Annotated in this window: 14 protein-coding genes; 4 read left to right on the top strand and 10 right to left on the bottom strand. The window is 47.3% G+C overall.

Going from position 1 to position 12,350, the window contains the following annotated elements; genetic code table 11:
• Positions 1-15: 15 nt before the first annotated feature.
• A complete protein-coding gene (locus ACO0KV_RS06870; RefSeq protein ID WP_423041229.1) occupies positions 16-627 on the bottom strand; it encodes a glutathione S-transferase family protein in 612 nt (203 codons plus the stop codon).
• A 462-nt stretch (positions 628-1,089) separates the two neighbouring features.
• Positions 1,090-1,281, bottom strand: coding sequence for a hypothetical protein (locus ACO0KV_RS06865; RefSeq protein WP_423041227.1), 192 nt, complete (start codon positions 1,279-1,281; stop codon positions 1,090-1,092).
• On the opposite strand from ACO0KV_RS06865, the gene ACO0KV_RS06860 reads away from it, so the two are divergent.
• Positions 1,275-2,570, top strand: a complete 1,296-nt coding sequence (locus ACO0KV_RS06860) for an acetyl-CoA hydrolase/transferase family protein (RefSeq protein WP_423041225.1) — start codon at positions 1,275-1,277, stop codon at positions 2,568-2,570. The two genes, ACO0KV_RS06865 and ACO0KV_RS06860, sit on opposite strands and share 7 nt — an antisense overlap.
• Positions 2,571-2,750: 180 nt before the next feature.
• On the top strand, positions 2,751-2,981 hold the full coding sequence (locus ACO0KV_RS06855) for a hypothetical protein (protein ID WP_423041223.1): 231 nt from the start codon (positions 2,751-2,753) through the stop codon (positions 2,979-2,981).
• A gap of 71 nt (positions 2,982-3,052) precedes the next feature.
• On the opposite strand, the gene ACO0KV_RS06850 is transcribed toward ACO0KV_RS06855, so the two are convergent.
• Complete coding sequence (locus tag ACO0KV_RS06850) at positions 3,053-4,477, bottom strand: hypothetical protein (RefSeq protein WP_423041221.1); 1,425 nt, start codon at positions 4,475-4,477, stop codon at positions 3,053-3,055.
• 275 nt (positions 4,478-4,752) lie between these two features.
• Here ACO0KV_RS06850 and ACO0KV_RS06845 point away from each other — a divergent pair, with 275 nt between their 5' ends.
• Entirely contained in the window at positions 4,753-5,727 is a 975-nt protein-coding gene (locus ACO0KV_RS06845) for an alpha/beta fold hydrolase (protein ID WP_423041219.1), read from the top strand.
• Positions 5,728-5,762: 35 nt separating this feature from the next.
• A complete protein-coding gene (locus ACO0KV_RS06840; RefSeq protein ID WP_423041217.1) occupies positions 5,763-6,089 on the top strand; it encodes a c-type cytochrome in 327 nt (108 codons plus the stop codon).
• Positions 6,090-6,697: 608 nt separating this feature from the next.
• Here the strand turns inward: ACO0KV_RS06840 and ACO0KV_RS06835 are convergent.
• The 7 genes from ACO0KV_RS06835 to ACO0KV_RS06805 all read right to left on the bottom strand — a co-directional run bounded on the left by ACO0KV_RS06835 (position 6,698) and on the right by ACO0KV_RS06805 (position 12,214).
• The gene (locus ACO0KV_RS06835; protein WP_186912779.1) at positions 6,698-6,910 is read right to left on the bottom strand and encodes a cold-shock protein; all 213 of its coding nucleotides are present in this window, start codon (positions 6,908-6,910) and stop codon (positions 6,698-6,700) included.
• 403 nt (positions 6,911-7,313) lie between these two features.
• The gene (locus tag ACO0KV_RS06830; RefSeq protein ID WP_423041215.1) at positions 7,314-7,856 is read right to left on the bottom strand and encodes a hypothetical protein; all 543 of its coding nucleotides are present in this window, start codon (positions 7,854-7,856) and stop codon (positions 7,314-7,316) included.
• Positions 7,857-7,888: 32 nt separating this feature from the next.
• Positions 7,889-8,065: a hypothetical protein gene (locus ACO0KV_RS06825; RefSeq protein ID WP_423041213.1), complete on the bottom strand. Its 177-nt coding sequence runs from the start codon at positions 8,063-8,065 to the stop codon at positions 7,889-7,891.
• An 18-nt stretch (positions 8,066-8,083) separates the two neighbouring features.
• Positions 8,084-8,470 carry a tautomerase family protein gene (locus ACO0KV_RS06820; RefSeq protein ID WP_423041211.1) on the bottom strand — a complete coding sequence of 129 codons (387 nt, stop codon included), beginning with the start codon at positions 8,468-8,470 and terminating at the stop codon, positions 8,084-8,086.
• 128 nt (positions 8,471-8,598) lie between these two features.
• A complete protein-coding gene (locus ACO0KV_RS06815; protein ID WP_423041209.1) occupies positions 8,599-9,336 on the bottom strand; it encodes an ABC transporter ATP-binding protein in 738 nt (245 codons plus the stop codon).
• Positions 9,333-11,150 carry an ABC transporter permease subunit gene (locus tag ACO0KV_RS06810; RefSeq protein WP_423041207.1) on the bottom strand — a complete coding sequence of 606 codons (1,818 nt, stop codon included), beginning with the start codon at positions 11,148-11,150 and terminating at the stop codon, positions 9,333-9,335. Before ACO0KV_RS06810 ends, ACO0KV_RS06815 begins: the two co-directional genes overlap by 4 nt.
• On the bottom strand, positions 11,147-12,214 hold the full coding sequence (locus tag ACO0KV_RS06805; RefSeq protein WP_423041205.1) for a branched-chain amino acid ABC transporter permease: 1,068 nt from the start codon (positions 12,212-12,214) through the stop codon (positions 11,147-11,149). Before ACO0KV_RS06805 ends, ACO0KV_RS06810 begins: the two co-directional genes overlap by 4 nt.
• Positions 12,215-12,350: the final 136 nt, after the last annotated feature.

Below are 12,350 nucleotides of genomic sequence, written 5' to 3'. Positions count from 1 at the left end.
TGAGGCGAGTGAATATCACTCGCCATTTTTTTGCACCGCGCGTTGATAAGCAGGACGTGCTTCGATCATATCTACAAAACGTGTCAGATTCGGGAACACTGTGCGTCCGGCATTGCGCACGCCCATCTGCGCAACAAATGACAACTGCACATCAGCCGCCGTCAGCGTATCGCCGACAAAGTAATCACGTCCCTCAAGCTCGGCATTCAGATAGCCGAGATGGTTTGCCAGTTCGCTGTTGATCCGTGGATGTAATGGCGCACCTGCTTCACCCAGACGGCTAACGTATAGCTTCAGCAACAACGGTAACATCGCTGACCCTTCGGCGTAATGCATCAATTGCAGGTGGCGATAATAGTCAGCACTCCCTTTGGCTGGTACAAATTGACCTTGACCATATTCAGCCACCAGATATTCCAGAATCGCTCCGGATTCAATCAACACCAGCTCTTTGTCCTTAAGTATCGGTGCCTTACCTAGCGAATGAATCGCCTTGAGTTCTGGTGGCGCCAAGCGGGTTGTTGCATCACGGTCGTAGCTGATCACGGTGTAGTCTAAGGCTAATTCTTCCAGCATCCAGGTAATACGACGGGAACGGGATTCTTTCAGGTGATGGACTTCTATCATAGCGACCTCAATCAGTGAGTGGTAAGGGTTATAAAAAGGAATAGCCTTTCATTATGCCGAGGTTTTCTGAAATCTGCTGAGACAACGCTGGTGCTGGATTGGATTCAGAAGTGTAAGCAGTCACCGAGGGGAAGATAACCTAAATATTGCCAAAACATAAAGTAAATGTTATTTTAAAAGCAATGGCAAATTGGTATAGGTTAATGATTGTTTTGTATAGATCTGGTAGTCCACTCTTCATTGAAACAGTGACTGGTTATCAACACACCAACAGTCGAATCGTCCTTAGATAACACGAAGACAAATTTGGCCCTGCCCAGCGCATCCAAGTATCACGATCGGCAATCCAAGTTGCTATTTGATGATAATCAGTGTCGCGTGTAAGCCGCAATGTCATGTTCATGTAAGGTCTGAGGAGAATGATCAGGGTCTAAGTCTACAAGTGTTGGCTCAGGCTCACAATCAACGTGGTCTGGTCATCGGCGTCATCGGATAGCGCACTAGCGTATCTGCATTGACATGGGCACTTGTAGCGGATGGAGACTCCTTATATAAAAAGAATTCATGCTGCACCGCGCTATGGCAATGTTGTCCGTCAGCTAAAGCGGCATCCATGAGTTCGACATAGATAGAAAGCGTGGTGCAACATGGCATTTCAGGATGTATATCAGCAAAAATTGTGCTCTGCAGAAGAGGCGCTCTCTTTCGTCAAAGATGGTGACAGCATTATCGTGCCAACCGGTGTCGGTGAACCTCCTGCCCTGTTGACAGCCTTGTCTGAGCATCGTCGTCGATTCCATGATGTGAAGATTTCTCAAATTCTGGCTGTGAAAAAATACGGCTACTTCGATCCAGAGACAACAGCACACGTGCGTCATGAAGCCTTCTTCTTTGGCGCCGCATCACGCGCGGGTGGGCAAGCCGGCATCATCGATTTTATTCCGAGTTATTTCTCAGAAATGCCGATGCTGATCGAACGTGGTTATATCCGTTCTGACGTGGTATTGTCGATTGCGTCACCGATGGATGAAGATGGTTATTTCTCCTTAAGTCTGGCCGCCGATTATACGATGGCCGCCATTGCCAAAGCGCGGGCGATTGTGCTGGAAGTCAATCCAAACGTACCGTATTGTTTTGGTGATTGCAGGATTCATGTGTCTCAGGTCGCAGCCATTACCGAGAGTACTGACGCTGTGACAGAAGTTGGCTTACCAAAGATCGGTCCGGTTCAGCAAGCCATTGGTAAGTATGTGGCAGACATGATTGAAGACGGCTCTACATTGCAAATCGGTTACGGCGGTATTCCTGATGCGGTGGTGATGCAACTCACCAGCAAACATGATCTTGGTATTCATACTGAAATGATTGGCGACGGCATTCTGACATTGGTAGAAAGCGGTGCGGTCACGAACAAGAAAAAGAATTATTTGCCAGGGAAAATGGTTGCGACCTTTGCCTTAGGATCAAAAAAACTTTATCAGTTTTTACACCGTAATCCGATGATGGAAATGCATCCGGTCGACTTTACGAACGATCCTTATCTAGCTGCTAAAAACGATAAATTAGTCGCCATTAATGCGACCTTACAAATTGACTTATTGGGTCAGTGTGGTTCAGAAAGTCTGGCTCATCTGCCGTATTCAGGAACCGGTGGTCAGGTTGATTTTGTGCGTGCGGCAAACCGCTCTAAAGATGGAAAAGCATTTATTGTTTTACCATCGACGGCGAAAGACGATACGATTACCCGCATCGTGCCAACACTTAGTCCGGGTACGCATGTCACGACGACCAAAAACGATATCAATTTTGTGGTAACAGAATTTGGTGTAGCGCAGTTACGCGGTAAATCTGCAAAGCAGCGCGCCAAAGAAATGATCGCTATTGCGCATCCTGATTTCAGGGCAGAATTAACTGAGCAAGCAAAACGGCTCAATCTGATGTAAATGTCTGTCTGGAGATCGCATCATCTCCACAGGTCTCGAATAAAACCCGAAGGCAGTCTGCTTCGGGTTTTTATTTTTAAGTGCGGTTCACTTTGTCGTGCATGTTATGATCAGGCAAGCTTGCGCATGTAGGCCGCGACACCTATCGCTGGCCCCTTTGTACTCAATTATACAATTATTATGATTAGAAAAATCATCCTGACTTGCGCCCTCTCTTTGCTGACACCATTGACCAGCTTGGCTCAGTCAGCCGTGTTTAAGTGCGAAGAAAACGGTCACACCGCGTGGTCAGAATATCCTTGTAAGTCAAAAGGTAAAGCGGTACGGATTAAAAAATTAGGTAACGGAAAATCAAAGGCGGCAGTTGGCAACGATGCATCAAAGTTCCCAGAAAAATCACCCTCGAAATAATTTATCAACAATAAAAAAATGGAGCACGAGGCGCCATTTTTTTATGCAAGGTCTATGTTAATACTCATTAATCAACGTTCTTGTTCACGTCCTTTTAATTTTTCGTCTTTTTCTTTACCTTGACCGCGTTGTTCTGAGCGTTGTTCAATGCGCTGTACGGGCACCGATTTTCTTTCCATTTCCTCACGCATCCGCATGTCATTTGCCTGATTGTTTTGCACCGGTCTGGTTTCCTGAACATTAGGAACATTCACAGGTCGTTGCACAGGCATAACGGGTGTTGATTCAATGTGCTTCAGCTGATTTATCGGTTGGTTATATTGTGGCTGCTGCTGCGGCGATTGCTGCTGTGGCTGAGCATTCTCTGGTGCACGACGTGGCGCTGGTCCGCTATATTCTTGCGGTTGCGACAAGAAGCGATCTTGCGATACAGGCATGGTTTGACGTTGCTGTACCGGGATCGCGCTCACATGCGCTCCTGGCTGAGGCTGAGGCTGAGGCTGCGACTGCGGTTGTGCCTGCTGTTGCCCTTGGCCATATTGCGGCTGATGCGGTTGTATCTGCTGTTGCCCTTGCCCAGGTCCAGCCTGGTTGTTGAAATGCACAGGTTGCGGTGCTGGCAACGCTATGGGGGCGCGGCCTGGTGTGTAAGCAGGGATCGGTCTGTTAGAAACTGGTTCCGGTGCCATGGCTCTGACTACGGGTGTCATTTGCGCTGCGAGTTGTGCTTGTGCCGGAACTGATTTGTTTACCGCCTGACCATTGGCGGTCGTGCCTGGTGGAGCAATGAGCGTGACATGATTGCTCACATTATTGATGACCGTTGTATTGTGACTATTATTCTCGATGTGAACGCGCATCCCACCGCGCACTATTGGTGGTGCACCAGTCACTACGGCTGGCGAGGTGCCGATCGGTGCAGGCACAATTAAACCTCGAACAGAACCCGGTGGCGGAGGAACAAAAACACCTTCTGGACCGATAGGACGTGGGCCAGCAATGACGCCTCGGTTGACAGCAGCAAAAGTCAGATGCAATTGGTACGATGGTTGAACGAAGTGAATCCCAGGAGCAGCCCAAAAACCATTCACAAACACGACCGCACCACCGCGGTTTTCATAGTATGGTTGAACCCACGTGTAGCCATATTGTGGCGGTGCCGACCAACGTCCATGTGCCCAGATCCAGTTACCTTCCCATACCCAGTAACCGCCAGTCCAGACAGCGGCCTCATAGGGCTGTGGAGGTGGCGCTTCAACAAGCATTGGTGGTGGTGCCCATTGCACCAGCACAGGCTCTGGTTGCATCAAGGGCGGCTCAACATACGCACTCACAACTTGATCCTGTTGCGCATTATTATCTGAATAATATCCCTGACTTGACGAAGCAGGCTGATAGACGCCTCCTGAAGGCGCCTGTACATAGCGTCTTTCAGGTGGAACCTGAACAACGCAACCACTCAATCCGGCAACCGCCAACAAAGCTAATTTTTTCATACATATTCCATCATAGTTGGGAGCGATATGATCGCGCAGCCTCAGAGAAAGTCAACACGGGCTGATATAAAAGTGATCAGGTAAGTCAATAACGGTAAACAGGTGTGATTGGATGACGTACCTTAAATTCGGCTTGTAACGCATTGTAAGGTGTGGGTAAAATAACCAATGACAAGCAGTTACCAGCAATGACCAACTGACGGACAAGATAAATCTCCAGTCATCAGACGCTTCACATTCTATAATCACGACTTCGATTTGATGAAGTGAATTTCATGTCAACAACACCTGCACCATTTAGTTTTCAGAAAAAAATTCTCTTGGCTATCGCCTTCACTCTAGCGGCAGTGGGTGGGATGGCTCTCATTTCGCTCGCTCTGACCTGGGCACCAGATAAAAGTGTGGATGAATTAAAACAACAATGGGCGTCGCCACCATCCCAATTTGTCGATGTGAAAGGATTAATGGTCCATGTCCGTGACGAAGGATGGCATGAAGACCCTGTGCCCGTTCTATTAATTCATGGTACCTCGTCAAGTTTGCATACGTGGGAAGCTTGGGCAAAAGAACTCAAAAAACAGCATCGCGTCATTACGATGGACCTTCCGGGTTTTGGCTTAACCGGACCAAATCAAACCAACGACTATAGCATCGCGACTTACACCCAGTTTATTCAGGATTTGATGGATACACTCCACGTAGAGCGGGCTGTCATTGGTGGCAACTCGTTGGGTGGTGAAATCGCTTGGGAAACAGCTGTTGCTGCGCCAAACAGAGTCGAACGGTTAATTTTGATTGATGCCGCAGGCTATCCCTTCACACCACTTTCTGTACCTTTAGGTTTTAAACTGGCAAAAATGCCAGCCATGTCTTGGCTCATGACGCATTGCCTGCCGCATTCGATGGTGGAAGAAAGCGTGAAAAACGTCTATGGCAATCCAGAGAAAGTCACTGCCGCTTTAGTTGACCGTTATGAAGCAATGACCTTACGTGCGGGTAATCGCCAGGCGCTCGGCATTCGTATGAAACAACTTAATAGCGGTGGCGATGACAACCTCATTAAGCGCATTCAGATGCCGACGCTGATTTTATGGGGCGGCAAAGATAAATTAATTCCACCTGAGAATGCGACCTTGTTTCATCAGGATATCGTCGGCAGTAAGTTAATCATGTTTGATGAATTAGGCCATGTTCCACAGGAAGAAAATCCCGTCGTGACGCTCGCAGCAGTAAATATTTTTTTACAGTAAACCCAGTTTTCCCATATCAACACGGTGACGACATCATGCAAAAAATCTTTTTTACTTCTGGATTATTGCTGCTTAGCATAACGCTGACCAGCACCTTTGCTTTCGCCCAAACAGATGATGAGCAAGGGAAAAAATTATTCACAGAAAAGGCGGTACCTGCCTGTGCATTTTGTCATAGCCTGAAACATGCAGATTCGATGGCCGAAAGTGGCCCAGATATGGATAGCTTACAGCCTGACGCCAAGACGATAGAAAATGCGATACGTTATGGTAAAGGGGAGATGCCTGCTATCAAAGGCTTAAGCGAAGAAGAGATCAAGGTATTAGTACGTTACCTGCAACGTGTCGCTGGCAAATCATAACCGCACCATTAGTCATGGTGAGCAAACGGAAATAAAAAAGCCCACCAAAGAACATTGGTGGGCGATACATTCATTGCAACGACTCGTTACCAACCCATGCTATCTGCGTGGTGTCACTAACTAGAGCAATGCCCGTGCTATCTGCGCGGTGCTTGCGGGGTGAGTCGCCTATTCCTGTCTGTGTCAGCTTATTGCAGATGACAGAGTTAAAACGAATGTCAACTTTCACAAATCCATCAGAGCAAAACCTCGTTGAATTCAATGCAGCCAATGGCGCACATCATTTCAATAGTCTTTGATAAAAGAATGCATGATGAAACATCTGCCATCCATTACACCATTTTCCGACAACCCATGCTATCTGCGTGGTGTCACCGGCCGGTGAGAATGGATGATGCATCAGTAATCCGCGTGAGAGCGCATTAGTGACATGTGAAAGTTTGTCGCAAAGATGAAAATTGCTCACCAGATGCCTATGCTATCTGCATAGTGCATCAGGCCGGTATTTCAGAACAATCAGACATCAATACGACAGAAAACGAACCTGTAAAAACGTTTTTACTTCTCAACAAATTCCGGCGGAATAGTCAGCCAGTTGAGCAATAAAATTACGCGATTACCTGGATGTTACTTGCTTTGTCGCCTTTAGGACCAGAAGTGCGTTCGAAAGAAACGCGCTGGTTTTCGCTCAGGCTTTTGAAGCCGTTTGATTGAATGTCCTGAAAGTGAGCGAACAAATCTGCACCGCCTGCATCTGGAGCGATAAAGCCGAAGCCTTTAGCATCATTGAACCATTTTACGATTCCTGTTTGAGTACTCATGTTATTTTCCTTTTAGTATCTGGCACAGACGAAATTGTCCGAATGCCTATAGGCACTTGAAACCAAGAAATAAAACCGGAGGAGAAAAAACAGAACAGCCAGAGGATACAGCCATGCGGAATTGGGACCAACAATATAACGACTTGATGCAAGTACAAGACGCAATATACACACTATTTACGAAATCACCTAATCTTTTTTTCTGCTTAATTAAACAGCAATTCATTAATATGCAATTCGTTATCGCACATCTAAGCATGCATGTCAGTCACTGAGCAGGAAACGATGTTACCGATAGTTCCGTCATGCCTACTCCGCATCAGGTAAGTGAAATTTCAACTGAAATTTGTTTCGATGTTTCACCTTGATTCTTTACGTTTTACTTGAAAAAATAACCCATTAATCAACCACAGGCATCAACATTTTTAAATTTGTTGGAACGCGTCCAACCCATTTTTCCGGCACTGTTTCTCACTAACTTCCACCAAGTCATGACACCTTCTTTACCAGCAACGCCGGGCATAGCGGCCAGACTATTGCCGCTTTGATAAATTTCTCCTTGATACCAGAACAAATAAACGCCCTCACCTAAAGGGGTTAACATATAGACAATATCACCCGCGTGCAGAGTGAGTTGTGGCGTATCGTTGTCCTTGATAAAGCCATCTTCTACCGTTTTATTTATCGTGATAATTGCAGGTTTTTCTGTCACGACAACACCCGTCAATGCCGCCACCTGTTCATCGCGTTGCAAATGAAAGATCACCGTTGACTTATCATCACGGCGACGATGTACTGGTATATCCTCCTGGGCTGTCCAATCACGGTATGTGCAACATTCGAATGGACAAACACCCCAATTCTCATTATTCACAGGAGGCTTTTGTTGCGCAAAAATCGATCCGCTTAACCATATCAAAGAAATTGCCATCAAAATTTTGATCACGATTTTTCTTCCCATGTTCGAAGGTCGCGATTTTATTCAGTATGATGATTTTTACTATTGTCCGATGTTGGGACAAAAGGGCCTTGCATTTGCATTTTGCGGTAACGTTCGCCGTCTTTTCCAGTATAGGCTTTAAATCGCAAAAAAATACCTGCAATGACCGCTAGTACGACAACAATGAGCAACGCATTTTCAGACATGATTTCCATTTTTGCCTCTCGTCATTTTCAAACATGCAAATTAAAGCCAAGGTCTACTTCGGACGCGGGTAAACCACGGATACCCCAATTTTCTAAAGGCGGTTCATGCAACACAATCAGGATGTCAGACGGCGTAATCCCCATTAAGCCAAAACGCTGAACAATCCCTTGATACAGGCGACGTTTGGCTTCTAAAGAGCGACCAGGAAACAATAAAAACTCAACGAAAGTGTAATTCTCTGTTTTACCTGGTGGAACGGGACAATGCTCTGGTTTATGTTCAATATAGCGTATTTGTTTATCGTCTGTGGGGACCTTCAGCGCCTCCCGTTGCGCCTGATAAACAGCGTCTATCATCGCAGCGACTTGCTCAGGCGGACGATAACGACATACTTCAATTTTGGCGATAGGCATGGAGAAAACTCACAACAGAATTGTGTTAAATTAATTATAGACTTTTTAGCAATAAATACAAATACAATACCGATATGGTTAGGACTGGCACCACGAAGTGCCCGCCCCTCAGAAATACCTCAAAAAAATCACTTCTTCACCAACCCCAAATACGTCTCCACAACCCGCTGATCCTGCGCCAGATCAGACGCCACGCCTTCTAACGCAATGCTCCCCGTCTCCAGCACATAACCATAATCCGCCACCTGCAACGCGGCGCGAGCATTTTGCTCAACCAATAAAATCGCGACACCCGTCTGTTTTAAGCGATGGATAATATGAAAAATCTCCTTCACAATTAACGGTGCCAATCCAAGGCTCGGCTCATCAAGCATCAACAGGCGAGGCTTTGCCATCAACGCCCTTCCTAAGGCCAACATTTGTCGCTCACCACCAGACAAGGTACCCGCTTGTTGCTGACGTCGCTCTTTAAGACGGGGAAACAAGTCATACACCACATGCATCTGATCAGCATAGTCTTTTTCACCGGCTTGATATCTGCGATAGCTACCTAGCAATAAGTTGTCTTCTACCTTCATCGTGGCAAAGAGTTCACGCTTTTCTGGTACCAACGACATACCTGATGCGACGCGTTTTTCTATCGCCGACCCTGTCAGATTCTGCTCTCCAAAAATAACGTCGCCCGACTGCGTACCGCTCGCCGGTAACGCACCTGCGATGGCATTTAGCATCGTTGATTTACCTGCACCATTCGGGCCAATGACAGTGACGATTTGTCCGCTATCGATGTGTAACGACGTAGGTTGTAACGCTTGGACTTTGCCGTAAAAAACTTCGAGTCGCGAGACCTGTAATAAACGCATCATTCAACTCCACCAAGATAGGCTTCTAAGACCGCAGGGTGCTGTTGAATCACTTGTGGTGTGCCTTCAGCAATCTTGGTGCCGAATTCCATGACCACCAAATGATCAGTCAGATTCATCACAAAATCCATATCATGTTCGACTAGTAAAACGCTCATTCCTTCTGCCCGTAATTTAATCAAGAGTTCCGCCAGCTCTTGCTTTTCTTTGTAACGTAGCCCGGCCGCTGGCTCATCGAGCAACAGCAAGATAGGATCACAACATAAAGCGCGGGCAATTTCTAAAATACGTTGCTGCCCTAACGCCAGACTCCCTGCTTCTTCATGCATCAGGTGGGCGAGACCAACTCGCTCCAACTGACGATGCGCTTCAGCGAGCAAGCTGTGTTCAATCGCACGATCACGCCGCAGCATGCTGGCGATCACTTCTGTGACGTCATTACTTTTATCACGCAAATGCGCACCAATTGCGACGTTTTCTAACACCGTCATCGAACTCAATAAACGCACATGCTGAAACGTCCGCGCAATACCGCGCCGGACAATCTCACGAGACGGCAAGCCTGCTATCGTTTGTAAGCCGTCTTTACCATAAAACCTCACCGCGCCCGAAGTCAATGGCAGCACGCCAGTGATCAAGTTAAACATCGTCGATTTACCAGCGCCATTCGGACCAATCAGGCCAATAATTTGTCCTGCATGCAAACTGAAATGCATGTCATTGACAGCGACTAGTCCACCAAACTGCTTACGTGCCTGATCGACTTCCAATATCACAACGCCAGGGTCTGGCTGATGACAACGAGGCAGAGGACGTGCTTGTGGGTCGATAACGAATGTAGGCTGATCTGGCAACCACGCATCCACGAGCCGATGAGAAAATCGCTCAAGATAAGGCCAGACACCATCTCGTGCATACTGCAACAGTAGCACCATGAAGATCCCAAAAACGATAATTTCAAAATTACCTTCACTTCCCAACAACGCAGGCAATATCGTTTGTAATTTGTCTTTAAGTACCGTAAGTATCGTTGCGCCCAGCACCGCGCCCCATAAATATCCGGCACCACCCACAACGGTCATAAACAAATATTCAATTCCAGCATTGAGACCAAACGGTGTCGGATTGACTGCACGTTGTAAATGCGCGTAGAGCCAGCCGGAAAGACTTGCCAGCATCGCGGCAATCACAAAAATAATTAACTTCATTCTGAAGGTATTGACGCCCATGGCTTCTGCCATCACTACGCCACCTTTGAGTGCGCGAATGGCACGCCCAGGGCGGGACTGCAACAAGTGATGAAGCACAATCAGACATAGAAACAATATCACCCAGATCAACGCAAACATCGCGCGACCACTATCGAGCGTCATCCCAAAAATACAAATTACTGGGATGCCATTTAAGCCATCGTATTTACCCAACATTTCGGTATTACCGAACAGATAAAACAACGACAAGCCCCACGCAATCGTTCCTAATGGCAGATAGTGTCCGGACAGGCGCATCGTAATCCCGCCAATTGTGATGGCGGCCACTATGGTAATGCCCAGACCCACAAGCAGTCCTAACCAAGGCGAATAGCCGAGCGTCGTGCTTAAATAAGCACTGGCATATGCACCAATTCCTACAAAAGCCGCCTGGCCAAACGACGTCAGCCCCGCGATCCCCGTTAATAAAACCAGACCCAGTGCAACGATGGCGTATAAACCAATATAGTTACCCAGCGTAATCCAGAATTCTGGCACCGGCAACGCAGGCACCAATAACATCAACGCCATGAAGACATAGCGGCCGTATTGTCTCAGCGCTTTCATACTTCATCCTCCTCGTCATGCGCACCCGCCGTCAACGAACGCCATAACAGCACAGGAATAATCAACGTGAAAACGATCACCTCTTTATAAGCACTTGCCCAGAATGAAGAATACGATTCCAGCAAGCCCACCAACAGCGCACCTGCAGCCGCGAGCGGATAGCTCACCAGACCACCAACAATCGCACCGACAAAGCCTTTGAGACCGATCAGAAATCCACCGTCGTAATACACCGTCGTCATGGGTGCAATCAGGACACCACACAGCGCACCAATCGCTGCTGCCAGCGTAAACGCCGTGCGCCCTGCTTGTATTGTCCCGATACCCACTAATTGGGCACCCAGACGATTAACCGCTGTCGCCCGCAAGGCTTTGCCTGACAAGCTCCGTTCAAAATAAAAATACAGCACGGCGATGAGCAAGATTGACACGGCGATCACTACCAAGCTTTGTCCAGAAATCGTCAATGCACCAATCTCAAAACGGGCATCGCTGAATGCGGTAGTGCGCGAGCCTTCTGCACCAAACATCACCAGCCCCAATCCGGTCAACGCAAAATGCACTCCCACCGAAACGATCAGCAGCACTAATGTACTAGCCTCTGCCAGAGGCTGATAAGCCAGACGATAAATCATTGGCCCCATCGGAATCACCAGCATTAAGGCCAATAAAACCTGCACCACTAATGGCCAGTCTTGCATTGCAAATTGACGTGTCAAACCCCACAAAGCAAGCGGAAAAACCACTAGCTTGAATCCGGATATTAGTGTGCCAGATAAGGGATTGGGAGTGCTTGTATGCGACGCTGTCTTACGTAAAACAGCGTACATCTCTTTGAGCCAGCACAGCAGGCCTAGGACGAGTAACAAACTGGCGGTCTGTGGCGCTTTACCACTCTGAATAGTCGCCAAACTTAAAGCACCATAAGCGACAAACTCCCCTTGAGGGATAAAGATCACGCGGGTTACCGAAAATACCAGCACCAGGGCTAGTGCCAGCAAAGCATAGACCGCCCCACTGGTAATACCATCTTGCGCCAGAATGGCGGCAATTGAAAAATCCATAAATCACTGACTCTCTGAACGGTAAGGACGACACGCTATGAAAAGGTAAAACACCATGGCATGGCGTTACTTACTCTTGTTTTAATTCTGATTTAATTCTGATTTAATTCAGTCTTCAGACAAATAGCACAAAACA

Source organism: Undibacterium sp. RuRC25W, from assembly GCF_049339825.1.
Taxonomy (GTDB): domain Bacteria; phylum Pseudomonadota; class Gammaproteobacteria; order Burkholderiales; family Burkholderiaceae_D; genus Undibacterium.
Note: the sequence above shows the minus strand (reverse complement) of the source record. Positions and strands in the feature narration are given on the sequence as shown.